17 protein-coding genes are annotated in these 25,453 nt (G+C 62.5%); 8 read left to right on the top strand and 9 right to left on the bottom strand.

What is annotated here, in order from left to right:
- Position 1: 1 nt before the first annotated feature.
- The 4 genes from QN222_RS24955 to QN222_RS24940 form a co-directional block, all read right to left on the bottom strand.
- Entirely contained in the window at positions 2–937 is a 936-nt protein-coding gene (locus QN222_RS24955; RefSeq protein WP_283961918.1) for an ABC transporter permease, read from the bottom strand.
- Positions 934–1,659, bottom strand: a complete 726-nt coding sequence (locus QN222_RS24950) for an ABC transporter permease (RefSeq protein WP_283961917.1) — start codon at positions 1,657–1,659, stop codon at positions 934–936. The genes QN222_RS24955 and QN222_RS24950 overlap by 4 nt, the downstream gene beginning before the upstream one ends.
- A 134-nt stretch (positions 1,660–1,793) precedes the next feature.
- On the bottom strand, positions 1,794–2,576 hold the full coding sequence (locus QN222_RS24945; RefSeq protein WP_283961916.1) for a transporter substrate-binding domain-containing protein: 783 nt from the start codon (positions 2,574–2,576) through the stop codon (positions 1,794–1,796).
- 36 nt (positions 2,577–2,612) lie between these two features.
- Positions 2,613–3,386: an ABC transporter ATP-binding protein gene (locus tag QN222_RS24940; RefSeq protein ID WP_283961915.1), complete on the bottom strand. Its 774-nt coding sequence runs from the start codon at positions 3,384–3,386 to the stop codon at positions 2,613–2,615.
- Between the two features lie 274 nt (positions 3,387–3,660).
- Here QN222_RS24940 and QN222_RS24935 point away from each other — a divergent pair, with 274 nt between their 5' ends.
- The 8 genes from QN222_RS24935 to QN222_RS24900 all read left to right on the top strand — a co-directional run bounded on the left by QN222_RS24935 (position 3,661) and on the right by QN222_RS24900 (position 12,980).
- On the top strand, positions 3,661–4,275 hold the full coding sequence (locus QN222_RS24935) for a TetR family transcriptional regulator C-terminal domain-containing protein (protein WP_283961914.1): 615 nt from the start codon (positions 3,661–3,663) through the stop codon (positions 4,273–4,275).
- A gap of 79 nt (positions 4,276–4,354) precedes the next feature.
- Positions 4,355–5,545, top strand: a complete 1,191-nt coding sequence (locus QN222_RS24930; RefSeq protein WP_283961913.1) for a pyridoxal phosphate-dependent aminotransferase — start codon at positions 4,355–4,357, stop codon at positions 5,543–5,545.
- Positions 5,542–7,155, top strand: coding sequence for a 5-guanidino-2-oxopentanoate decarboxylase (locus tag QN222_RS24925; RefSeq protein ID WP_283961912.1), 1,614 nt, complete (start codon positions 5,542–5,544; stop codon positions 7,153–7,155). Before QN222_RS24930 ends, QN222_RS24925 begins: the two co-directional genes overlap by 4 nt.
- Positions 7,156–7,324: 169 nt before the next feature.
- Positions 7,325–7,735 (top strand): hypothetical protein, encoded by a 411-nt coding sequence (locus QN222_RS24920; protein ID WP_283961911.1) that lies wholly within the window; start codon positions 7,325–7,327, stop codon positions 7,733–7,735.
- A 112-nt stretch (positions 7,736–7,847) separates the two neighbouring features.
- Positions 7,848–10,382, top strand: coding sequence for a protein translocase subunit SecD (gene secD, locus QN222_RS24915; protein WP_283961910.1), 2,535 nt, complete (start codon positions 7,848–7,850; stop codon positions 10,380–10,382).
- Positions 10,383–10,885: 503 nt separating this feature from the next.
- Positions 10,886–11,095 carry a hypothetical protein gene (locus QN222_RS24910; RefSeq protein ID WP_283961909.1) on the top strand — a complete coding sequence of 70 codons (210 nt, stop codon included), beginning with the start codon at positions 10,886–10,888 and terminating at the stop codon, positions 11,093–11,095.
- 272 nt (positions 11,096–11,367) lie between these two features.
- Complete coding sequence (locus QN222_RS24905) at positions 11,368–11,823, top strand: Rrf2 family transcriptional regulator (RefSeq protein WP_283961908.1); 456 nt, start codon at positions 11,368–11,370, stop codon at positions 11,821–11,823.
- 146 nt (positions 11,824–11,969) lie between these two features.
- Complete coding sequence (locus QN222_RS24900; protein WP_283961907.1) at positions 11,970–12,980, top strand: KpsF/GutQ family sugar-phosphate isomerase; 1,011 nt, start codon at positions 11,970–11,972, stop codon at positions 12,978–12,980.
- A gap of 22 nt (positions 12,981–13,002) precedes the next feature.
- Here the strand turns inward: QN222_RS24900 and QN222_RS24895 are convergent, their stop codons facing one another.
- The 5 genes from QN222_RS24895 to QN222_RS24875 all read right to left on the bottom strand — a co-directional run.
- Complete coding sequence (locus QN222_RS24895) at positions 13,003–14,319, bottom strand: capsule biosynthesis protein (RefSeq protein ID WP_283961906.1); 1,317 nt, start codon at positions 14,317–14,319, stop codon at positions 13,003–13,005.
- Between the two features lie 15 nt (positions 14,320–14,334).
- The gene (locus QN222_RS24890) at positions 14,335–15,927 is read right to left on the bottom strand and encodes an LTA synthase family protein (RefSeq protein ID WP_283961905.1); all 1,593 of its coding nucleotides are present in this window, start codon (positions 15,925–15,927) and stop codon (positions 14,335–14,337) included.
- A gap of 211 nt (positions 15,928–16,138) precedes the next feature.
- The gene (locus QN222_RS24885) at positions 16,139–16,942 is read right to left on the bottom strand and encodes an SDR family oxidoreductase (protein ID WP_283961904.1); all 804 of its coding nucleotides are present in this window, start codon (positions 16,940–16,942) and stop codon (positions 16,139–16,141) included.
- Positions 16,943–17,096: 154 nt separating this feature from the next.
- Entirely contained in the window at positions 17,097–18,512 is a 1,416-nt protein-coding gene (locus QN222_RS24880) for an aminotransferase class I/II-fold pyridoxal phosphate-dependent enzyme (RefSeq protein WP_283961903.1), read from the bottom strand.
- Positions 18,509–25,453, bottom strand: a 6,945-nt coding sequence (locus tag QN222_RS24875; protein WP_283961902.1) for a type I polyketide synthase, incomplete at its 5' end; no start/stop codon positions are given. The genes QN222_RS24875 and QN222_RS24880, both read right to left, overlap by 4 nt.

The following is a 25,453-nucleotide window of genomic DNA, read 5'->3' as shown; positions in this document are numbered from 1 at the left end:
GTCAGGCACCACGGGTCGGTATGCGGTTTTCGAAATAGCGGAAAGCGACCACCAGAATGCCCGTAAGGCACAGGTAGATCAGAGCAAGCAGCAGCAGCGGTTCGTAGGTGAGATAGGTTTCCTGCCGCACCTTCGAAATGACCGCATAGACATCGACGACGGTGATCGTCGCAACCAGCGGCGTCGACTTGAGCTGCAACACGGTCTCGCCGTTGAGTGTCGGGAGCGCGCGGTGAATCGCACGCGGCAGCCAGATCCGCCGGAACATTGTCCAGCGGCTCATGCCATAGGCCCGTGCCGCCTCCAGCTCGCCCGCCGGCACGCCGGCAAAGGCGCCGCGCATCACTTCGCCCTCGTAGGCGGCGAAGGAAATAGTGAGCGCCGCAACGCCATAAGGCCAGGCTTCGCGCAGATACGGCCAGAGAAACGAGTGGCGAATTGCCGGAAATTGCGGAAACAGCGAGCCGAGGCCGTAATAGAGCAGCCACAACTGCAGCAGTAGCGGCGTCCCGCGAATGACCGTGCAGAAGATCTTGGCAAGGGCTTTGAGATACCAGGGCCCGGTGACCTGGACCAAGCCCAGCGGCACAGCAAAGAGGAAACCGAGGATCGATGTGCTGAACAGCATCGCGATGCTGACAAGGATGCCCCAGCCGAGCCGAGGCAGGTAGCGCGGCAGCCAGTCCCAGCGCATGAGGACGGCGACGGCGACGATCAGCGCGGCGGCGGCGAGGATGAGAACAATACGGTGAGGCTTGAGGAAGTTCTCGCCTTTCCGCAGGTCCTCCGGGGTGAGGGCCAGAGCGGGATGAGGAAAAGTGTGAAGCGGTTTTCCGCCCGCATCCCGCTCTATCTCTTTAGAATCGACCACGCTGATTTTGGATTGATTCAATCCAAAATCAGCGTGGTCGAGAGCGTGGGTCGTTTCGTTGGTCATCGCTGCTCCACGAAACCGCGCCTGGCATGCCTTTCCAATGCGCCGATGAAGACGTTGGAAACGAGCGTCAGCGCAAGATAGAGCGCGCCGGCCGCGCAGAAGAAAAGCAGATAGGCCTTGGTTGCGCCGGCCGCCTGGCGGGTTACCAGCGTCAGCTCGCTGAAGCCGACGACGGCAAGCAGGGCGGTATCCTTGGTGGCGATCAGCCAGAGATTGGCAAGGCCTGGGATGGCATAGGGCAGCATGGCGGGGAGGGTGACACGCCGCAGGACCTTGCCGGGCGACATGCCGTAGGCGCGCGCCGCCTCGATCTGCCCAGCGGGCACGGCCTTGATCGCGCCGCGCAACACTTCCGTCGAATAGGCGCCCTGGACGACACCAATGACGAAGATACCGGCCATCAGGCCGCTGATGTCGACAGCCCCGAAGCCGACGGCGCCGAGAAGCTGGTTCAAGAGGTCAGTGCCGGCATAATAGAGGAGGAGGATGAGGACGAGTTCGGGCACGGCCCGGACGATGGTGGTGTAGCATTCGAGAAGATCGCGCGTGACCGGCCCGCCATAGAGCTTGCCGAAGGCGCCGCCGACGCCGAGCAGGAGACCGAGCGCGTAACCGCCGACTGCGATCTGGATCGAATGGAGAAAGCCTTGCAGCAATACGCCGCCCCAGCCGGGCGCCGACAGCGAGAGCAGGCTCCAGTTGATGATGGAATCCGCAGCCATGGCGACTTCATGCTCCTTTCTGCATATTCCCCAGCTCGGAACCGAACCGGGGAGATGCAGCAACTCAAGGTGCTACAGCGTCGTTTGCGCGTCTGACAAGACGCACGGCGCTGCAGGACGGCCAGCCGTGGCGCTTAGCCGCCATAGATGTCGAAGTCGAAATACTTCTTCGAGAACGTGTCGTAAGTGCCGTTCTCGCGGATCGCCTTGATCGCCGCGTTGATCTTGTCCTTGAGCTCGGTTTCGCCCTTGCGCAGGCCGACGCCGACACCTGGGCCGAGGATGGCGAGATCCTGGGCGACATCACCCTTGTAGTCGCAGCATTCCTTGCCCTGGTCGCTCTTCAGGAAGGCATCGAGCGCGATCGCATCCGCCTGCACGGCGTCGACGCGGCCGGCGGCCAGGTCTTGATTCGCCTCGTCCTGCGTCTGGTATTCCTTGACCTCCACGCCGGCCGGGGCGAAGTGGGCGGTCGCATAGGCCTGGTGCACGGTCGAAACCTGCACGCCGATCGTCTTGCCGGAAAGGCCTTCCGGCGTCGGCTTGATGTCATCGCCCTTGGTGCCGATGACGCCGGTCGGCGTGTTGTAATACTTGTCGGAAAAGTCGATCGTCTTCAGGCGCTCTTCCGTGATCGACATCGAACCGATGATCATGTCGATCTTCTTTGAAGTCAGCGCCGGAATGATGCCGTCCCAGGCGACGGGCGTGATCACGCAGTCGAGTTTCGCCTCGGCGCAGATCGCCTTCATGAACTCGACTTCCCAGCCTTCCCAATTGCCGTTGGCGTCAGGGGAGGTGAAGGGCGGGTAAGGCTCGGCGGCAAAGCCGACCTTGACCGCTTCCGCCTGCGCGGCGACGGCGCCGGTGATCGACAATGCGGCCGCGACCGCCAGGAGTCTCAATGTCTTCTTCATGCTGTTCCCTTTTTTGGTTGTTGAGCATTGCGGAATTCAGTGAATGGAGCTGATGAACTTCTTGAGCCTCTCGGATCGCGGCGCACCGAAGATCGCCTCGGGCGACCCCTGTTCTTCGATGACGCCGTTGTGCAGGAAGACGATGTGATTGGCGACGTCGCGGGCAAACTTCATCTCATGCGTGACGAGGATCATCGTGCGCTTTTCGCGCGCGAGATCGCCGATGACGGAGAGCACTTCCCCGACAAGCTCCGGATCGAGAGCCGAGGTCGGTTCGTCGAAGAGCATCATCAGCGGCTGGATCGCCAGCGCCCGGGCGATCGCCGCGCGTTGCTGCTGGCCGCCGGAAAGGAAGGCCGGATAGGCATCGCGTTTCTCGTAAAGGCCGACCCGGCGCAGCAGTGTTTCGGCCGTCTCGATCGCCTCGGCCTTGGATTTGCCGAGCACATGCACCGGCACCTCGATGACATTTTGAAGAATGGTCATGTGCTGCCAGAGATTGAAGCTCTGGAAGACCATGCCGAGTTGGGTGCGAATTCGCTGCACTTGCTTGTGATCGGCGGGCATCAGCCCGCCATGACCGTCGGACTTCATGCGGATTTCCTCGCCGTGAACGCTGACGCGTCCGGCCGACGGCAATTCCAGCATGTTGATACAGCGAAGAAGGGTGGACTTGCCCGAGCCGCTACCGCCGATGATCGCGATCACGTCGCCCTGTCGGGCCGTGAGCGACACACCTTTCAGCACTTCCAATGGCCCGAAACGCTTGTGCAGGTCAGTGACCGCGATTGCCTGGGCCGCACCCGTCATCGACGCGCCAGTCCCGTGGCTCGAAGAGCTTTCCTTGAAAGCATGAAAACAGTTCCCCTGGTCGTTCTCTCGTGCAGCATCTTCGGCTTGTCACGCTGTTTCATTGGGGGGAATGTTGCACTTGTGCCGATATTATTCAAGCGTATAATAATTTCATCGCGGTTTTTTTGGCCGCGTTGTCTGAATGAGTATCACCGCAGGAGCAACGCATGAGCCCATCCGGTTCGCTAACACTGACGATCTGGTTGCGCCGCCCTGCGTGCCGGAGGTTGCAGTGAATCGCCGCACATTTCACCGCGCTCCCGAGGGCGAGCGGCGCCAGGAGCTGATCGAGGCGACGCTTGATTGCATCGCGGAATTCGGCTTGAAAGGCGCGACCGTCCGGCAGATCGCGATCCGCGCCGGCGTGACCGCGGGGCTGGTCCGCCACTATTTCGATTCCAAGGACCAGATGGTCGCGGAGGCGTATCGCGCCGTCATCGCGTCTCTCACCGAGAAGGCGCAGAACGTCGAAGGCGATCCTGCGACGCGGCTAAGGGAATTCATTGCGGTCAACTTCACCGAACCGGTTGCCGACAGCCGCAGCGTCTCGCTTTGGGCGGCCTTCATCAGCCAGGTGCGGGTGGATCCGGTTCTCGCCGAGATCCACCGCGAAGGCTATCTCGCCTTCCGCAACACGCTGCAGGAACTGCTGAGCGAATTCCTTGCCGCCAAGGGCCGGTCCGCAAGCGAGGAAGAGTGCCGCCGCTATGCGATTGCGATCAACGGCCTTGTGGACGGGCTCTGGGTCGAAGGCTGCCTTGCCGGCGACCTCTTTCGCGACGGCGAACTGGTCAGCATTGCCATGGCGTCGGTCGAGGCCGTGCTCGGCTTGCCAATCGAAAACTGATGCGTGTCGCCCAAAACTGTGCAGCGGTTTTTGGGATAACGACGACATAAAAAACAAAGAACCAACAAGGGAGCAACATTTGCGCTACGCGTCGATCACCTCACGTCTTGCTGATCTCGGTTCCGGTAAATGGACGCTGCACATCCGCGCGCGCCAACTGAAGGCAGAAGGGGCCGATATCATCGAGCTGACGATCGGTGAGCCGGACCTGCCGCCGGACCGCTCCCTGCTTGAAGAGTGCCAGCGTGCCATGAATGCCGGGCGGTACCGCTACTCGAACGGGCGCGGCGAACCCGCCGCCGTCGCTGCTCTTGCGGAAAAATACCGGCGGCGCCGCGCCGACGTGACTGCTGACAACGTCCTATGCTTTCCGGGCACGCAGACGGCGCTCTTTGCCGTCATGCTAGGCCTCGTCGAGGCCGGCGACGCCGTGCTCGTCGGCGATCCGCTCTATGCCACCTATGAAGGCGTCATCCGCTCCACCGGTGCCCGTCATGTCCTCGTTCCGCTGAAACCCGAATTCGGTTTTCACATGCGGGCGGAGGATCTGGAAAAGGCGATCACACCGGAATGCCGTGTGCTGCTCCTCAATACGCCGCACAATCCGACCGGTGCGGTGCTGACCGCCGCCGAGATTGCCGCCATCGGCGAAGTCGCCCGTCGCCACGACCTCTGGATCGTCTGCGACGAAGTCTATGAGGAACTGGTCTTCGATGCCGCGTTCGCATCGCCTTTCGACAACCCTGATCTCGCCGAGCGCACCGTCGTCGTCTCATCGATTTCCAAGTCGCACGCTGCGCCCGGCTTTCGCAGCGGCTGGGCGGTGGGTCCTGCCGAATTCACGAATCGTCTCCTGCCGATCTCCGAAACCATGCTTTTCGGCGTGCAGCCCTTCATCGCCGACATGACCGCTTACGCGCTGACGCACGAGATCGACACGGCGAAGAGGATGCGCGAAGCCTACAAACGGCGCGCGGGGCGCATCGTTGATGGCCTTGCCGGTGCGCCGGGCGTCTTTGTCCTGCCGCCGGAAGCGGGCATGTTCACGCTGATCGACGTCTCCGGCACCGGCCTTTCCGGCGAGGCCTTCGCCTGGGCGCTTCTCGAAGAGGAAGGCGTGGCGGTGATGCCGGGTTCCTCCTTCGGCGAGGAAGCGCAGAATTTCCTGCGCGTGAGCCTCACCGTTCCCGATTGCGATATCGACGAAGCATGCCGGCGTATCGGCTCCCTGGCGGAGCGCCTGACCGCCCGCAGGGAGCGCCGAGCATGACTGCTGGAATGAAAACCGTAGGCGAGGTCCTTGTCGATCTCCTCGAGGCAAACGGTGTCGAAGTCGTGTTCGGTATTCCCGGCGTGCACACGGTCGAACTCTATCGCGGTCTTGCCTCGTCTAAGATCCGCCATGTCACGCCGAGGCATGAGCAAGGCGCGGGCTTCATGGCTGACGGATATGCGCGCGTCAGCGGCAAACCAGGTGTTGCGCTCGTCATCACCGGCCCGGGTCTTACCAATACCATCACCGCAATGGCGCAGGCTCGCCAGGATTCGATCCCGATGCTGGTCATTTCCGGCGTCAACCGTCGCGATTCGCTCGGCCATGGCCGTGGCCTGCTGCACGAATTGCCCGACCAGCACGGGATGATGAAGACGCTGGCGCTTTATTCCCAAACGCTGCTCAACCCCACCGATTTGCCGCTTGTGGTGGACCGGGCCTTTGCGGTCCTGTTTTCCGGGCGGCCCGGGCCGGTGCACATCGAGATTCCGACCGACGTGATGGCTCTGCGGATCGAGAGCAAGCCGGCGAGACCAGCCGCGGCGACTCGTCCACGGTCTGACAGCGAAACCTTGCAGAAAGCGGCGATCCTCTGCAGCGAGGCCGCCCAGCCGGTGATCATATGCGGGGGCGGTGCGCTGACCGCGGAAGCGGAAGTGCGGCAGCTCGCCGAGCTGATCGGTGCGCCGGTGGTGACGACCGTCAACGCGCGCGGCATGCTTGCGGGCCATCCCCTGAGGGTGCCGGCGAGCCCGAGCTTGAAGGCAGTGCGCGCCCTGCTGCGGGCCGCGGATCTTGTCTTGGCGCTCGGCACGGAGATGGGCCAAACGGACTACGATCTTTATGCCGATGGCGGCTTTCCGGAACTGCGCAATCTCATCCGCACCGACATCGATGCCGCGCAACTCGCCCGCGGGCCGCAGGCAGCGCTTTCGATCCTGTCGGGCGCTAAGATGGCGACGGCGGGGATCCTGGGCTTTCTGCCCGGCCATGTGGCTGCAAAGGACGGCGCAGAGCGTGCGGAAATGGCCCGCAAGGCGGCGCTGAAGGAGTTGTCGGCCAAGATGCGTGCGGAAGGCGCCATCATCGACATGATCTACGGGGCGCTTCCGGATTGCGCGATCGTCGGGGACTCCACGCAAGCTGTCTACGCCGGAAACCTCTATTGCGATGCGCCCCGACAACGGAGTTGGTTCAATTCCGCGACCGGTTACGGGGCGCTGGGTTATGCGCCGCCGGCGGCGGTCGGCGCGGCCGTGGCGGATCGCGGCAAACCTGTCGTCTGCCTCGTCGGCGATGGCGGCTTTCAATTCTCGCTGGCCGAGATCGGTTCGGCCGTCGATGCCGCGGCCAGGGTGATCTTTCTCGTCTGGAACAATGACGGGTACCAGGAAATCGAGTCCTACATGGTCGATTCCGGTATCACCCCGGAAGGTGTGAAGCCCTCCGCTCCGGACTTTCTGATGACTGCCGGAGCCTATGGCGTTCCGGCGGAACGGCTGGCCGATGTCCGCGACCTGTCGCGCGCGCTCACTGTGGCCGCCGCACGATCCGGACCTTCGCTGATTGAAATCCATGAGGCAAAGACCGTCGGCGTTACCGCCTGACAGAGCAATGAACTGAGCCGGATTTGACTTTTCCGCCCCGGAATGGTGTTAAGAGGCCGCACGCTCGAATCCGGCCATGTTCTTTCGCTAGGCTGTAGCAGTCGGGTTGAATTTCGTCTCGCCGGTGTCCCGGTCAAGGGCCGGTCGAGAAAAAGGGATAGTGTCCTCTATGGACCTCTTGGGTGGTGGCAGCAAGAGCATGCAGGCCAGCCGGCTTCTTGCCGTGCTGTGGCTGTTCTGTGCCTCCTTTGCCATGCAGGTCATTGCCGTCGGGCAGAGTGTTTCGAGCCGCACCGCTGGCGCGCCGGCCGGCAATGTCGCTGTGCCGGACACCGGCTCCTCCGATCGTCCGACGGTGCGGCAGGGTTCCAGGGCCGTTACCTTGCCCGATCTCCGTTTCGTCGGCGAGCGAGCGGATGGAAAATCGACAACCGGAGGCGATCTCCCACCGGTTCTTCCCTTCGATTTCGTCAACTTGCCAGCCGTTGAAAACGCTCGGCCGCCATCGTTGCCGCGAGCGGACGTCGTAGCAGGAGCGCCGCTTTTCAGCGAACGCATTCGCGCTCCACCTGAGGCATAAAGCATCCTTCAGTGTTGGTGGGCCGGCGATCTCCGGTTCCGCCTGAGTTTTGATGAAAACCTGGCCCGGACGACGCCGGTTGAGCGCGTTCAGGCATTCATGGAATTTCCACATGCGTACATCCAGATGGGCGGTCCTCGCCTATGTCGCGATCATTATTTTCGGATGCCTCGCGGCGGTGCCGAGCGTTCTGCCGCAAGGCATGAGAGAGCAATTCACGTCGATCCTGCCCTTCAAGCCGGTCACTCTCGGCCTCGATTTGAGGGGCGGCTCGCACCTCGTTCTCGAGGTCGACGGCGCCGGCCTGCAGAAGGCGCGGCTCAATACGCTTCTTGACGATACCCGCCGGGTTCTGCGCGGCGAGCGCGTTTCGGCCTCGTCGGCGCGCATCAGCGGCAACGCCGTGACGGTCACCATCGCGGATGCGGCCGATCGGGACAAAGTGCTGCCGAAGCTGCAGGAACTGGCGACCCCCGTCAGCACGATCGGCTTCGGCGGCGCGGCGCCTGAGGTCGAGGTAACGACGAACGCCGACGTGGTGACACTTGCGATCACCGAGGCCGGACTTGCCGACCGCATGACCAAGGCGGTCGAGCAGAGCCTGGAGATCATCCGCAACCGCGTCGACCAGGTCGGCGTCGCCGAGCCGCTGATCCAGCGTATCGGCTCGAACCGCATCCTCGTGCAGTTGCCTGGTCTGCAGGATCCGACCCGTCTTCGCGAACTCCTGGGCTCCACGGCGCAGATGAGCTTCCACATGCTCGATCAGACCGCGGACGTCACGCAGCCGCCGCCACGCGGCGTCGACATCCTTCCCGGCGCCAATGACGGCAACAAATACCCGGTCGAAAGCCGCGTTGCCATTTCCGGCGAGCGGCTCGACGACGCCAAGGTCGGCTTCGACCAGCGCACGAACCAGCCGGTCGTGGACTTCACCTTCGATTCGCTTGGCGCCCGCCAGTTCGCCGAAATCACGCGTGAAAATGTCGGCCGCCCGTTCGCAATCGTCCTCGACGGCAAGGTGCTGACCGCACCGGTCATCAACGAGCCGATCCTCGGCGGCCGTGGCCAGATCAGCGGTAATTTCACCGCCGAGTCGGCGACGGTTCTTTCGGCGCTGCTGCGCTCTGGGGCTCTGCCGGCACCGCTGACGATCATCGAAGAGCGATCGGTCGGCCCGAACCTCGGCAGCGATTCGATCCGCATGGGCCTCTATACCGGCCTTGCCGGCTTCGGCCTTGTCGTAGGCCTCATGATTATTCTCTACGGTGCGTGGGGCATGATCGCCAATGTCGGCCTGGTTCTGCATACGGCCTTGACGATCGGTGTTCTCGGCATGATCGGCTCGACGCTCACCCTGCCCGGCATCGCCGGCATCATTCTCGGCATCGGCATGGCCGTCGACGCCAACATCCTCATCAACGCGCGTATCCGCGAAGAGACGGAAGGGGGCGCCGGCGCGATGAAGGCGCTGGATGTCGGCTTCAACAAGGCCTATGCCACGATCCTCGACTCCAACGTCACAACGCTCTCCGGCACGATCCTCCTGTTCTGGCTCGGCAGCGGCCCGGTTCGCGGTTTTGCCGTCACCATGATGCTCGGCATCGTCATCTCGATGTTCACGTCCATCACGGTCGTGCGCTTGCTGATGCGCGAGGTCGTCGTCCGTCGCAAGATGAAGAAGCTGGAGATCCCGTCGCTCTTCGGCGGCGTGCCGCATCTGCCGACCATCTCCTTCATGAAGCGCCGCTTCCAGGCGATCGGCTTCTCTGCCTTCCTGTCGATCAGCTCGGTCATCCTGTTCTTCACGCCGGGCCTGAACTACGGCATCGATTTCGTCGGTGGTATCCAGGTCGAAGCGGCGGCCAAGGAGAAGATCGATCTGCCGACGCTGCGTCACGGGCTCGAAGCGCTCAATCTCGGCGAAGTGGCGTTGCAGGACTTCGGCAACGGTCAGTCGGTGCTGATCCGCGTCCAGCGCCAGCCGGGCGGCGAACAGGAGCAGACCGCGGCGCTGAACCGCGTCAAGGATGCGGTGACGACCGCCGTCCCGGGGGCGACCCTGGAGCGGACGGAGGTGGTCGGCCCGACGGTCAGCGGCGAGCTGCAGCGCTCCGGCTTCCTCGCCGTCGGTCTCGCGATGGTGGCGATCCTGCTCTACATCTGGTTCCGCTTCGAATGGCACTTCGCCGTCGGCGCGATCGCGGTGCTTTTGCTCGACATCACCAAGACGGTGGGCTTCTTCGCGCTTACCGGCGTGGACTTCAACCTGACGGCAATCGCCGCACTGCTGACGATGATCGGCTATTCGGTGAACGACAAGGTGGTCGTCTACGACCGCATGCGTGAAAACCTGCGCAAGTACAAGTCGATGCCCTTCTCGGATCTCATCGACATGAGCATCAACCAGGTGATTGCGCGATGCATCTTCACCTCGATGGCGACCGCCCTTTCGCTGGTGCCGATGGCGATCTGGGGCGGCGAAACGGTACGCAGCTTTGCCTGGCCGATGATCTTCGGCGTCATCGTCGCCACAACCTCATCGATCTATATCGGTGGGCCGATCCTCCTGTTCCTGAGCCGCTGGTGGAAGGACCGCGAGGCGGGTCGCACCGCGGCGCAGCAGCCGGGAACGCCAGCGGCGTGATCCGATCACAAATGACGAAACAAAAAGGGGCGGCCGGCGGCTGCCCCTTTTTCGTCTGAAAGTGCTGTCTTTATACCATCGTCCCTTGCAGATTGATTCGTCGCTACCTAGATAGCGTTGGAGTCCTCAGCGGGGACCACGAAAATAGAATTGTCGCCATGATGGTTCAAAACGGGAGAGCAGAGAATTATTTTTCTCCTCTTTGTTTTTGTAATTGACTAATTTGGTAGATTATTCTAGTTTGCGAAGCGTGATGCGGAAGAGTCCGCCTCACATTGTTCATGAACCGCCGCGGCGCGATGCGCCGGGCACAGCCAAAGGAGAGTGACATGTCCGGAATCGTCTCGACCGCCGCTTTCTGCGGCTCGCGTTCCTATTGTCGTGCAACAGTGAAACGTCACCTTCGCGCACTTCGCCGAATGTGACCGTCCGAACTTCCCGAATTTCATCTTTTGCCGAGAATCGAATGATCCGCGCCGCGAGGCGTGGAGGAGCGTTATTACATGAGCAAGCAAGTTATCGAATATGGCGGCGAAGCCGTCGGCGTTGTTGTCCCTGACGAGGACCGGTTGAAGTTTTTGGCCGTGAAGTATCACGTCTGGGACTTGGACGCTCAACGTTTCCGCTCGGCCGATGAAGCGCGCGCGGCGATCCGCCGCCTGCTCGCCGGCCAGGGCGCTCGAAACCATCAGGTTGGCATTGCGGCGGCGTGATCTCCTGCATGATTCCTTAAATCCTAGCGGATTTAAGGATGAAAACATGCAGCAATTTGAAGTGCTACAGCGACCTTTGTGCGTCCGATAAGACGCCCGGCGCTGTAGCGTCCGCCGCCATGCGGCAATAAATCCATCAAATTTGAAGTTCATCCTTCCGAATTGTCGACCAAAATTGTGTATTGGCGACGCGCTTCTTGTGCTATGCCAAGACAGGATTGTGTCGTTGCCAACGGTCCCGCGTCTTGGGACCGGGAGGGGAATTTCTCGGAATGCTGACGAAGAAGGGAAAATACGGGCTCAAGGCCCTTGTCGATCTGGCGCGCCTCGAACCAGGCGAGACTGCCTTCATCAATGAAATCGCCCTGCGCAACAACATTCCGAAAAAATTCCTCGACACGATTCTGCTCGAATTGCGCAACGCCGGCATGCTGCGTTCGAAGAAGGGGCCAGGCGGCGGCTATTCGCTTTCTCGCCCGGCGTCGGAGATTCGTATCGGCCACGTCATACGCACGCTTGACGGTCCCCTCGCACCGATCCGCTGCGCCAGCCGCACGGCCTATGAGGTCTGCGAAGACTGCAGCGATCCCGAGACCTGTCGTGTGCGGATATCGATGACGACGGTCCGTGACGCGATGGCCTCCATTCTCGACTCGATGACGCTTGCGGAATTTGCGGGTGATGGCGACCTGCCGCACGAGGTTATCGAGGAAAAACGTGCGGGCTGACGGTCGATCACGACCGGTTTCAGTGCAAACAGGCGCAAATAGACTTGGTTTGCCAAGAAAAAGCGCTTATCAGCCTCCTATATGCTTCGGCTGCTGCTGAAACGGCAGGCGTTCGGACAATTTCGTCGCGGAAACTAGGGTCAACGATGGGCTTGAGACAAGTAAAAGCGGATGGGCAATCCCGTTCCGCCATGCTGGATTCGATCGGCAGGACGCTGACGACCGCAACCAATGGCATCAAGGCTCTCGCCGATCACCTGGCGACGGATGAAGTCTTTGCGCGCAGCCTCGTCGATGCGGTCGAATTGATCGGCGACAGCGAGGGCCGGGTCGTCGTGTCAGGCGTCGGCAAGAGCGGGCATATCGGCCGCAAGATCGCGGCGACCATGGCGTCCACCGGCACGTCCGCCTATTTCGTCCATCCGACCGAGGCGAGCCATGGCGACCTCGGCATGGTCACGTCGCAGGACGTCCTGATCCTGCTCTCCTGGTCGGGCGAGACGGCCGAGCTTGGCAACATGCTCACCTACGCCAAGCGCTTCAAGGTGCCGGTTGTCTCCATCTGCGCCAATCGCGACAGCATCCTTGCCCGCAACTCCGATGTTGCCCTGGTGCTGCCGAAGGTGCCGGAAGCCTGCCCGCACGGGCTTGCTCCAACGACATCCGCCATGCTGCAGCTTGCGGTCGGAGATGCCTTGGCGATCGCGCTCCTGGAGCGTCGCGGTTTCTCGGCTGAAGATTTCAAGACATTCCACCCCGGCGGCAAGCTCGGCGCGCAGCTGCGCCTGGTGCATGAACTGGCGCATGTGGCGGAACAGGTGCCGCTGCTGTCGGTCGGTCGTCCGATGAGCGAAGCGGTCATCGAGATGTCATCGAAGGGATTTGGCGTCGTCGGCATCGTCGACGAAGGCGGCGCGCTGATCGGCGTCATTACCGACGGCGACCTGCGTCGCCACATGGCCGGCAATCTGCTGCTTCAGCCGGTCGAGGACGTGATGTCGCGCAATCCGAGGGTCATCAAAGGCGACGTGCTTGCCAGCGCCGCCATGGAGTTCATGCAGGAACACAAGGTGACCGTGCTTTTCCTGGTCGACGACGCCGGCCTCCCGGCCGGCATCTTGCACATTCACGATCTTTTGCGCGCCGGCGTGGCGTGATCGCCTTCGACGGCCGAAGACGTCAGCGGCCGCCAAGTGCGACAAAGGGAGCGCCTTTTTCCGGCTTTCGCCGGGGCGGAGGGTCTACGAAAGCCCCGGGCTCGTTGACGACGCCCTGATGCAGACGCTCCGCGATCGCGTTTGCGCCGGCGCTCGTGCCTGCGCTTGAATAGAAATTGCCACGGACCTGGATGGCCACGGCCATCAATCTGAACAAAGCTGCACTCAAGTCCGGATCAGGCGTCTGCGGCGCTAACCAGAACGCGTCGAGCGGCTGCTGATCGGTAAGCCCCGCAATGTCGAAAACGGCACTGCCGAGCACTTTCACGGGCTTGCCCTGTTTCAACGCGTGCAGGCCGGCGGTCGAGTTTACCGTAACGACGCCAGCGCTCCCCTGCACCAAAGCGTCCAGATTGCCGCCGTCAAGATAGACGGTGCGGTCTCCAATTCCAGATTTGCCCGCTTCTTCGGCAACGATCTTGCGCCAGCGGATGAGGCCGTTGTCGAGGGGATGGGTCTTGATCGCAAGTTTGCTGCGCGCGGGTGCGTGGCGCGCGAAGGAGGCAAGGATTGCGCGGATCGCCTGTTTCTGGCTGTTGAAAGGCGAGTGCGCACGCAGTTGATAGTCGGTCTCCAACTGCAGCGGATAGACGAAATAATCGCTGCCCTCCGCGGCTAGAGAGCGGATGAGGGCACCAGCTGCACGTTGCTCCCGCCCCCGCGTGCTGAGGCGCAAGAGCCACCCCGCATATTCCGCCAGGGGATGAAAGATCCCGTGTCGACGATAGCCCGGAAAAAGAAACCAAAGGAAGACGTTCGGAAGATTGTAGAGCAAATCGCAGGCTGCTTCGGCGAAGAAGGACTGCTCGTAACGCCGCCGCCAGTCCGGTTCCGGCAAACCGGCTGCGGCGCGCAAGATCTGGTCCGGTTCGGATGGAAAATGCGAGTTGGACGACATGCCGCCCCGTTCCAGTGTCAGCCAGTCGGGGCGCAAATAGCCCATCTCCACGATGAAGACAGCTACGCCTGCCTGGCGGGCAGCGGCAATCGCAGCCTGATGGTAGGGGCGCTCTTCGCCAAGCAGCACGAGGTCGCTGATGGGGTGGCGATGGATAAAGGCCTCAAAATAGGTCGGCCACGCCGACATGGAGCCGCGATAGTTGAAAGCGCCGCGGCGTCGCCAGAAGATCTGGTCGCCGACGTTGAGATTGATGCGCAGACAGGTGTGGCCCAACGCCTCGAGCCGGGCAGCGATCTTGGCAAAGATCGGCGACGAGGGGCCCTGCAGAAACAGGAATGTCCGTGGTGTCGAGCGATTGATCGTCGTGTCCGCTGTCATTGCCAGTCGCCACCGCTATTGCAGCGCATCCTTTTGCAGGTTCGCATGTCTGAGCAGCGACCGTATCAGGTTCCACGGGTCCTCGTCCTGGGGTGCTTTCGCACTGAATTGGGCCGGGCGGGCCTTGGCGAGCGGCACGATGAAATAGTCCGTGCGGGGATCCGGGAACGGGTCCGCGAAGGATTTCAGGAGAGGCGCATGGTCGCCGTAGAAGACGAGCCAGACGGGACGCTCGAGCTTGTTGAGACGGTTGACCAGCTGCTTGAGGGCGGCATCCGACTGCTGCAGGATCGCCATGTAGATATCGACCGGATTCGCCAGCGTGCCCACTCGGCCGGGCTCCCACGGGCCGTGATTGGCCATGGACGCGACGAAGAAAAAGCCGCTTTCGTCTTCGGGCAGCTTCTCGACTTCGGCGATCACTCTTTCTGTCAGCGTCGCGTCTGAGACATAGAGTCCGTCGCGCTCGGGCTTGTGGTCGAAGGCGTCCAACATGGTGAGCTTCTCGAAGCCAAGCTGCGGCATTGCCTTGTGGCGGAGAAAGAAGGTGCGGTCGTAGGGGTGGATGAAGTGTGTATGCCAGCCGGCCCGCTTCAATTTTCCCGGCCAGACGACGTCGGCATAGTGCGCGGCGCGCAGATAAGGATAACTCGCATCGACATGGAGGTCGTCCGGCACCAGTCCGCTCAGCACGGCGAACTCAGTACGCAAGGTATAGCCGCCCTCGAACACATTGCTGAGGCGGCCCCATTGTATCGCCTGCTTGCGCAGCCGGTCGATCGTCGGCAGTTTGATCGTGTCGACGCCGAAGTGGCGCATGTCGATGAAGGATTCCGATTGCCACACGACGATCAACGGGGCTTCCTCGTGTCCGATCAGATCCAGCACGACGGCGCGAAGCCGCTCAGAAAGCTCGGCGACGATTTTTTCGCGTTTCACGCCCAGCCAAATGATGAAATGGAAGACGACGGAAGCAAACGTCCCGAAGCGCACCGTATTCATCTTGACGTTGACGGCCTTTACGAGCTTCTGCACAAGCGCCGCCGTCGGCCGGTTCACCGGCCCGTAGAACAAAAGGCCCCAAGGCGCGCTGGCCGCGAAGATCATCAGCAGAATCCAGAACAACTTGCCTCGCTGGGGCAAGATGCTCGGCTCGAAGTACATGTAGAGGGCGGAGACGCCGAACACGTAAAGGAACGCGACGATCCAGAACAGGATATTCAGCGAAGTCGCGTAGAAGATCGTCTTGTACTTGAAGACGTCCGCGACGAGGGCGATGTCCGAGAATACCAGCGGCTCGCGGATGAACTTGAACTTCGCGCGCGAGATGCCGGTGAAGATGATGAAGAAGCTCATCGCGCCAGCAGCGGCATAGAGCGGCCGCCAGGAAATCGCGAAAAACCCGGCAAAGACGAGCGCTATGACCGGCAGGCGCGCAAGGATGTCGATTCTGTCCTGATTGGGCCCATAGGGGGGCCTGTTCTTCCTGCGCTCGCGCGCCGGCAGAGCGAAGCGATCCGTGAAAAAAATCACGGCGCAGGACAGCAGATAGCAAAAGAGGGTCAGCGCCGCCGGATAATCATGGAGATGAAAGGAAAGCTGCGGCAAACGGTTACCTTCAGGCCATTCGGTCGCGCCGCGTCCCCCCTACAGCGCCGCGCGTCCAATCGGACGCGCTAGCTGCAGCGCTTTAAAGTGCTGCATGATTTTGTCCTTAAATCGATTCCGATTTATGGCATCATGCAGCAGGCGGCACGGCAATCGTCTGACACTTAAATCCTATCTCCGATCGGCACAAGCGCGCTGGGGACATCGGCCGTCACCGTCCACTGCCGCGTGCGATCGCCCGATCGAACCACCAGTTGATGAGCGGTCTGACCGCCGGTCCGAAGCGGCCGAGCAGGAACAGGGTCGCGCCGAAATAAACCTCGAAGCGCCCCCTGTCGATGCCCGCGGCGATCCTGCGGGCGACGGCGTCCGCCGGCCATGCCCGGACAGTTCCCATCACCGCATTCGCCTCGCGCGGGCGCAGGGAGAGCTCACGCTCGAACTGCGGGGTTTCTGTATCCGGCGGGAAGCTCACCGATATCCGCACATCGTGCCTTCGCGCCTCGCTGCGCAGCGCCTGGGCAAAACCGTGCAGCGCGAACTTCGACGCGCAATAGGCGGAATAGCCATAGATACCGATGAGACCGGCCCCCGAGGAGATCATCATGATCCTGCCCTCACGCCTCCGCCTCATGTCCCCATAGACGGCGCGGACCGCGTGCACGGTGCCCGAAAAATTCGTCTCCATCTGTCGGCGGAAGGCTGCGCTTTGCTGTTCCTCGAAAGGCGCCGGTTCGACGATGCCGGCCGAGGTCACGAGGATGTCGCACGGGCCGAAGGTCTCGATGCAGCGTCGAATGGCCGTTTCGATTTCTTCCTCCCGGGCAACGTCGGCTGCCTCCACCTGGACATCTTCGGCCTTTGCACCATGCTCCGTGAGGAGCTTCTGCCTGGCCTGTTCCAGAAGGTCGCCTGAACGTGCGATGAGAGAAAGCCGTGCGCCGCGGCCCGCGTAGATGGATGCAAGTGCCAGGCCTATGCCGCTCGAGCCACCGGTGATGATCACATGGGTCATGCTGAGGTTCCGCCTGCGGCTTAGCGCATTGGCCCGAAAATCGGAATCGCTTTTCGGAAAGCACGATGCGTAGGTTCAAAGACTTACAGCGTCCTTTGTGCGTCCTGAAGGACGCACGGCGCTGTAAGGGCAGAGGTTTGCGTAAGAAATGATCCTACCGCGCCGAGAGCGCCTTCAACATCTGTTCGATATCGACGCCACCGAGCCCGAAATTCCGTTCAGTCAGATCTTTGAGCCGTTCCGCGGTAAGCGCGACGGTACGGCGGATCTGCTCCTCGGTGTGATCGCTGGTGATGAAGAAGCGCAGCCGCGCCAATCCTTCCGGTACAGCCGGATGGATGATCGGCAGCACATTGACTCCCGCCGCGAGCAGATCGTTGGAAAGCTGTACCGCGCGGAGCGAATCGCCGACGATGACGGGAACAACCGAAAAGCCGCCGCTCAAGCCGGTATCGAGGCCGGCCTCCTTGGCAAGCTTTAGGAACAGGCCGCCGTTGCGCCTGAGCGCCGCGGTGCGTTCCGGTTCGCGTTCGAGGATATCGAGGCTGGCGACCGCCGATGCGCCGAGCACCGGTGCCAGGCCGACGCTGTAGACGAAGCCGCCGGCCGATGCCTTGAGCACTGCCGCCAATGCTTCGCTGCCGGCAATATAGCCACCGCAACTCGACGTCGTTTTCGACAGCGTTCCCATCCAGATGTCGATCTCGTGGGGATCGACGCCGAAGTGTTCGGCGAGGCCCTTGCCCTGCCGCCCGAGAACGCCGAGAGAATGGGCCTCGTCGACCATCAGCCAGAAGCCATATTCGGCCTTGAGCTTCAACAGCGCGGGAAGGTTCGCGACATCGCCGTCCATCGAATAGATGCCTTCGACGATGACCATGATGTGCCGGTATTCGCCGGCAACCGTCCGCAGCACATGCTCCAGATCGGTCGCGTCGTTGTGCTTGAAGAGACGGCGCGTGGCGCCGGAAAGCTTGATGCCGGCAAGCGCGCTGTTGTGGATGAACTCGTCATGGATCACGAGGTCCTTGGGTCCCATCAGGCAGCTGATGGCGGCAACATTGGTGAGATAACCGCTGACGAAACAGACCGCCGCGTCGACGCCATAGAACCGCGCGATCTTTTCCTCGAGCTCGACATGCACCGGCCGCTCCCCGGCAACGAGCCTGCTTGCGGAGGCGGAAATCCCGAAGTTCCCGATCGTGTCGCGCGCTCTGTCGAGCACGTGGGCGTGGCGGTTCAGCCCGAGGTAATCGTAAGAGGCGAAGTTGATCATCGTGCGACCGTCGATCACGGTCGTCGCCCCGGCCGCCGTCTGGTGTGCCCGATAGAAGGGATTGGCGATACCCAGCTGCTCGCTCGCGAATTTTTGAGTGAGCACCTGCTTGTATTCAGGAAGATCCTCGAAGCGCGCCTGGCGGCGACGGGGAGGTGCCGGCAACTCCCGTTCCGAGCGCGCCATCCGGTTGCGCTCGGACGATTGGTGCGTGTTCCTCATCCTGTCCAGAAGGTTCTCCTTGAGGCTGCTGTTCATCTTGGAGAAGGTCTGGCCGTTTCCGTCGTTGCTCATTGGCTCAGTGCTTTTTCCCTGTCCGCCCCGGCGTGGCGCTGTGCGAGTTCGCTCACAAGCCGGTCATCGGCCGCCTCGCCATCGTCGCCCTGGTCCCGCTTGCTTACCTTTTCATAGAGCTTGCGCGCAACATCGCCCACGGTCGTATTGTCGGCGACGCCGCTCAAAGGCATATCGAAGCCAGTGTTCTGCTGGAAACTCATGCCGAGTTCCACCGCCATCAGGCTGTCCAGGCCAATTTCCTTCAGGATCTTGCCACGGGTCACCGTATCTTTCGACACGCGAAGGATTGCGGCGATTTCGCCTGCCACCAGGTCGAACAGGATGTCTTCGGCTTCCTGAGGCGACTTCCCCTCGATCATCGCGACGAGGTCCATCTTGGTTCCCTCGGAACCGGAAGAATGCTGATCCGCGCTGCGCAGGATCACCTCGAAGAGCGCGTTGCGGGCGACTGGCAGGTTCCGCGCGGCCGTCCAGTCGATCTCCGAAATCATCACGACCGCCGCATCGACGGTGCCGGGATCCGAGGCGATGTGGCTTTCGACCAGGTCGAGTGCCACCTGGGCCTTCAAGGCGGTCTTGCCGATGCGCTTGGCAAGAAGATCGTTCACGTCGGTGTTCTGCGCGAGATAACCGGCGTCGGCGATTGCGCCGAAGCCGACGGCGAGACCCGCCAGGCCCCCCGCGCGGCGGGCGCGGGCAAGGCCTTCGAGATAGCCGTTGGCTGCGACATAGTTGGCCTGTCCCGGGTTGCCGACCAGAGTCGTTGCCGAGGAGAACAGGATAAAGTTGTCGAGCTGGTCGTCGCGCGTCAGCCGGTCGAGGATCGCTGCGCCCTTGGCCTTCGTGTCGATCACCGGCCGGTTACGCTCACGGTTGAGATTGCTGATCAGGGCGTCGTCCAGCACCATCGCCGCATGGACGACGGAACGCAGCGGCGCCTCGGCACGAAGCGTCGCAAGAAGCCCGTCGACCGCGTCAGTGTCGGTGATATCGCAGGCATGGAGCGAGGCAGACACGCCCGTCTTCTGCCAGCGCGCGAGCGTCGCGCTCGTCTCGGCGTCCGCCTGACCGCGGCGCGAGCACAGCGCGATCCTGCGTGCACCCTTCTCGACCAGCCAGTTGGCGGCCGCTAGACCGAAACCGCCAATGCCGCCGACGACGAGATGAACGCCGTCCGGATCCACTTTGACGCCCTTATGCGGCTTCACGGCGATCTCGTGCGTGCCGGCGACCGGCGGCAGGACGACGATCTTGCCGATGTGCCCGGCATTCTGCATCAGGCGGAAGGCGTTGCCGATTTCGTCGAAATCGAAGGCGCGGTAAGGGAGCGGCGTCAGCTTGCCTTCCTCGAAAAGCACCCCGATTTCCATGAAGATGCGTTTGGTGAGCGCAGGCGCATTGACCAGAAGCTGGTCCGCATCGATGCCGAAATAGCTGACATTGCGCCGGAACGGCCGCAATCCGATCTTGCTGTCGGCGTAATAGTCGCGCTTGCCGAGTTCCAGGAACCGGCCGAAAGGCTTCACGAGCGCGAGGCTTTGTTCCATCGCCTCGGCGAACAGCGAGTTGAGCACGAGGTCGACGCCCTCTCCGCCGGTGACGACGCGCACGTCGTTGACGAAGCCGAGCGAGCGCGAATCGAATACATGATCGGCACCGAGCATCGCCAGGAAGCGCCGTTTTTCGCGCGTTCCAGCCGTCGCTATGACCTTGGCGCCCTTGAGTTTGGCGACCTGGAGCGCGGCAAGGCCGACGCCGCCGGCAGCGCCATGGATGAGGATCGTCTCTCCGGCCTGGATGCGGCCGAGCTCGACCATCGCGTAATAGGCCGTGAGGAAAGCGACGGGCACAGTGGCGGCTGCGACGGGGCTGATGGTTCGCGGCAGTTTTGCAACGCCGGCGCGGGAAACGACCGCGTGCGTCGAGAATGCCGAAGATGCGATCGCCATGACCGCATCGCCGACGGCAAGGTCGTCGACCCCTTCGCCGACCGCCACCACATGGCCCGAAAGCTCCATGCCGATCGTCGCGCCGGCAAAGCCGTCTTCGAGCGCTTCCTCGGGAAGAAGGCCCATCGCCCACATGACGTCGCGGAAGTTCAGGCCCGTTGCCGCAACGGCGACCACGACCTCGCCCCTTGCGGCCCGTGGTACATCAGCTTCCTCCCAGGCGATGCTCGCAACCTGCGAGCTCACGCGCTGGCGGATGGTCGCCGCCGTGAAGGAGCTTGTCTTGCCTTCCGTTCGGGCGGCGGGGCCGGGAACGGCGCGGATTTCCGAGAGCAACCCAGTGCCCCTGTCCAGCAGCCATTCACGATTTGAACCGGATACGGTCAACAGCGGCAATGCCGACGCGATGCCAGCCTCCAGGCTCGCCTCGTCGTGACCGCCAAGGTCGAGCGAATGGACATCGAGGAATTCGTATTCGTTCTGAAGAACGCGAGCGAACGCCCAGAGGCCGGAATTCACCCCACTGAGCGCAACACCACTTGCGCCTGAAGTAACCGGTGCGCCGCCCGGAGCAACGAGCACCAGGCGAGGGCGGTCGTCGACTGACGCGTCAGCGTCTGCGAGATGCTGCCTCAATGCTTCGGCGAAGGCGCTAAGCGCAAGCACATAAGTCTGCAGCGAGGCGGAATCGGTGTTGCTCGCATGACCCGTCGCGGGCGAAACGAGTACCGCGCGAACTGGATTCTGGCCCAATGTACCGAGTGCGGTCCGCAGTGCTGCAACGTCCGCGGCCATGTCGCCCACGAGCGAGACTGGTACGGCATGGCCAGGCATCGACGCGGTGTCGCGGGCCGAACTTTCCACCTGGATGACCAGATAGGGGCCGGCAACGGCTTCGTTCGCCTGCACTGGCTCGCCGGATGTTGTCGCCGCAGTCGCGCCGCGGGCCTCGAGCAGGACGATGTTGCCGTGTGCGCACTCATGGTCCGCGACGTTGATGTCGCGCAGTCCGAGATCCGAAAGACATTTCTGCCAATGCGGTACGGCAGCAAGGTTGCCGATTGGGAACTCTGCCGTCTGACTGCGGGCAAACCAGCCGTCGGACAATCCGAGAGCGAAGTCGCCGAAGATCGAGGGCGCACTGACAGCTGCAGCAAGGGCGCCGCCTTCGCGCAGCATCGAGCGCAATGCAGTGCGTAGCGCGACTTCATCCTCGATCAGCTGGTAAAGATTGTCCGAGGCGCTGACAGCGAGGTCGAAGGGCGCGATCGCCGCGAATTCGCTTTTCTTGAGAATGCGCACATGCGCATCGTTCTCGAATGCAATCTCAAGGTTGCGCTGCGCGTTGTCGCGCGGTTCGGCGACGATCAGGCTCGCGCCATGACGAGCCGCCAGGTCAGCGAGGCGCCGCGTGAAACCCGTCGAAACGCTTCCGAATTCGACAATGCGCAAGGGGACGCCGGAGTTTTGCGCAGTCAGTGCCCATTCCGCCGCGCCGAGCACCCGCTCCATGCGCTGCCGGCTCGCGACGGAATGCACAGCCTGATGGTCGAGCGTTGCGTCGCTGATGAAGCCCGGGAAGGACGGAGAGTGGTCGCCATCCGGCCCCGCAGCGAAGAGCGCGTCGAGCCGGCTTAAGGCTTCGGCGTAGGCATTGTTGATAAGCACGGCTTCGACAGCACGATCGGGACGCTCGCCGTAGAGTTCGCCGAGGATTTCGGCCACGGCCGGAAGGCTGAACTCCCGCGCAACCGTCCAGACGCCGTTTTGATGTTCGCTCAGTCCCGCGTCCTCCAATACGTAGAGGCAGCTTGTCAGGAAACATTGGAAGGCGAAGTCGCCGGGCAGGGCATCGCCGCGGATTGTGGCGCCTCCCCTTGCAAGTTTCAGCGCGATTTCCTGGCAGGCGCGGTAGATCGCAGCATTGAACAGCAAGGTCGCGTTGTCCACGCCGTCGTTGCCACCGCCGGGCGCCGTCAGCAAGGAGGGCATGAGTGCGGCCGGCTTGGCGCCGGGCAGCGTCGTCTCGGAGAGCACGGTCTCGTAGTGGAAGGAAAGCCCATCCAGCGTCTTGTGCTTGCGCAAATAGGTGCGGCGGAAACGACAATCGTCGAAATGCGCAATCGCTTCGCCCGATTTGTCGAAGAAATGGAACCTCGCCTTGATCGAATTGGCGCTGACACGCTCGATCTCGATGGTGGCACGGGCGATCGGCCGCCCGGCGTTGACGACATGCACGGAACCGAAGCGCACAGGAATATAAGGTGCGCCGCCCTTGTCACCGGTAAAGCGGTCGAAGAGCGCAACGAGGCCATGGAAGGTGGCATCGACGGAGATTGGGTGAAGCGAATAGCTGACGAGCGGGTGTCCCGCCGCATTCGGTGCCTTCAGCTCGACGTCGATGATCCGGTCGCCGTACGCGACGGCCTTTGAAAGTAACTGGAACCTCGGACCGTAATCGAGCCCGAATTGCTTCGCCGTATCGTAGGCTTTCGAAGGATCGACGCTCGCCGTTTTCGCCATTTTGGCGAAGGACGGAGAGGCATTGTTCTTTCCGGGCACGGGCTTGCGGCTTCGCGCGACGGCATGCACCGTCCAGTCGTCCTCCGAGAGGCGCTCGCGCGAGCGGATCTCGATGTCGCCCGTCTCCGGCGACAGGATCGTCGACAGCTCCATGATGCGGCTGTCATTGAGCTCCAGCGGGCGAACGATCTCCAGATTGGTGATCTCCACCTCGTCACTGCCGTAATACTGCTGTGCGGCGGAAACCGCCACTTCGATGAAGCCGCTACCCGGCAAAATAGCTTTGCCGTCGACGACATGCTCCGCCAGATCCGGGAAGAGATGCGCGTCGACGTGGTTCTTCCAGCTTCCGCTGTTCGGATCGCTGCGCCAGCCCGTCAGGCGATAAGGCCGCGCGGAACGGCCGAAGAGGTCGGTGGAATCGGTCGTGGCCGCAGGCCGCAATTCGACCGGTTCGAAGGGCAGGGCCGGCAATTCGACGAAAGCGTTGCGCTTGCCGTAGACGCGTGGCCGGTCGACCGCAGCACCGTGCGCGACGGCACGCGCCATCGATGCCGAAATCGGATCGTGACCGCTCTGGCCGACGTCCCGAAGCAACGTCGGCACGACCGCCGCCGGGAAGGCCGCCTGCTTGATCGTTTCCTTGACATAGGATGCCAGGATCGGGCGCGGGGAAATTTCGATGAAAAGCCGGCAGCCGAGTTCGAGCGCCGCCTCCGCGGCGGCCTGGAAGCGGACCGGTTCGCGGACGTTTTTCCACCAATAGTCCGGATCGAGCTCAGTTCCCTCAAGTGCTGCGCCGGTTACGGTCGAGAGATAGGTCAGCTCCGTCCGCCGCGGGGCAATGTCCGGAATGTCTGAAAGGAAGGCCTGCTTTGCCTGGTCGATCACCGGATGGTGGAACGGGTAGTTGATATCGAGGATCTGGACCGGGATCTTGGCTTTGCGCGCGGCGTCGCGGAAAGCGGAGATTTCGTGCGCCGGACCCGACATCGTGACCGAATTGTGCGCGTTGACGGCTGCGACGCAGAGCTCGTTGAGACCGCGGGCCTGCGCGAAAGCCTGGGCGGCTTCCTCGCCGAGCATCGCCGCCGCCATTGTTCCCTGGCCTGCCAGGAGATCCTGATGCAGCGACCGCTTGGCAACGATCGACACGGCATCGACGAGCGACAGTGCGCCGGCCGCATAGGCGGCGGCGATTTCGCCGACCGAGTGGCCGAAGACCGCAGCCGGCTTGATGCCCATCGCGACCAGAGAATCTGAGAGAGCAGCCTGAACGGCGAACAGTAGTGGCTGCGCGATCTTCGTGTCCGAGAGCTTCCTGTCGAGTTCCGGATCCGTCAGCAGGTCGGTCAGGACGATGTCGGAATGGAACTTGAAGAGAGCGCTGACGGATGTGAAGGACTGGCGGAAGTGCAGATTCTCGCGGAAGGCTTCGACGCCCATGCCGGCCCATTGAGAGCCGTTGCCCGAGAAGACGAACGCGACTTTTGCATCCTTCACCGGGGCTTCGCCCACTTCGCCGATGTCGGAGCCGGGCTTGTCCAGATGGCTGGCGATCGCACGCACGATATCTTCGGCGTGATCGCTGCGCGCTGCGAAGCGATGGCGCATATGGGTGCGGTTGGCGCCGGAGGCAGCGATCATCGCGCGCGTCTCTTCCTTCGAGGCATTCGCAAAGCTCGCCTTGTACTCCTTCAGCAGGGTCTCGAGGCTGGACGCCGTGTGGGCGCTTGCCATGAACACGTGACCGGCCGACGAAAGCGCGGCTTTCTCTTCCTGTACCGTCTCCGGGTCGCTGATGACCACGTGCGCGTTGGCGCCGCCGAAGCCGAACGAGTTGATGCCGGCAAGCCGTGCACGCTTGCCTTTGAGCAGCTCGATCGGGTTGGCGGTGACGCGAACGTTCAGTCCGTCGAAATCGATGTGTTCGTTCGGCGTGTCGAAGTGCAGTGACGCTGGCAGGTAGTTGTGCTCAAGCGCCAGGATGGCTTTCATCATGCCGAACAGACCGGAGGCCGGCTCGGTGTGCCCGATATTGGACTTGATGGAGCCGATCGGCACCGGCGCCCTGCGTTTGGCGCCAATGACGGTGCCGATGGACCATACTTCCGCCGGGTCGCCTACCTTTGTTCCGGTACCGTGGCCCTCGACGAAGGCGACCTGGTTGGCATCGATGCCGTTGCCCTCGTAGATGGCCCTGAGCAGATTGGCCTGCGCCTCGCGCGAAGGAAGCGAAATGCCATTGGTCCGGCCGGCGGAGTTGACTCCGGTTGCCACGATCCTGGCGTAGCTGCGGTCGCGTTCGCGGCGCGCCCGATCCGAGCGGCGCAGGATGAAGACGACGCCGCCTTCGGCGCGCACATAGCCGGCGCCATCGTTGTCATAGGCCCGGCAGAGGCCTTCCGGCGACAACATTCGTGCCTGGGCGAAGCCGACGAAGGGAAGGGGATGGGCAAGAATGTT

Source organism: Sinorhizobium sp. 6-70 (assembly GCF_030124375.1).
GTDB lineage: Bacteria > Pseudomonadota > Alphaproteobacteria > Rhizobiales > Rhizobiaceae > Sinorhizobium.
The sequence above is the reverse complement of the archived record's forward strand: the minus strand, read 5'-3'. Positions and strand labels throughout refer to the sequence as shown.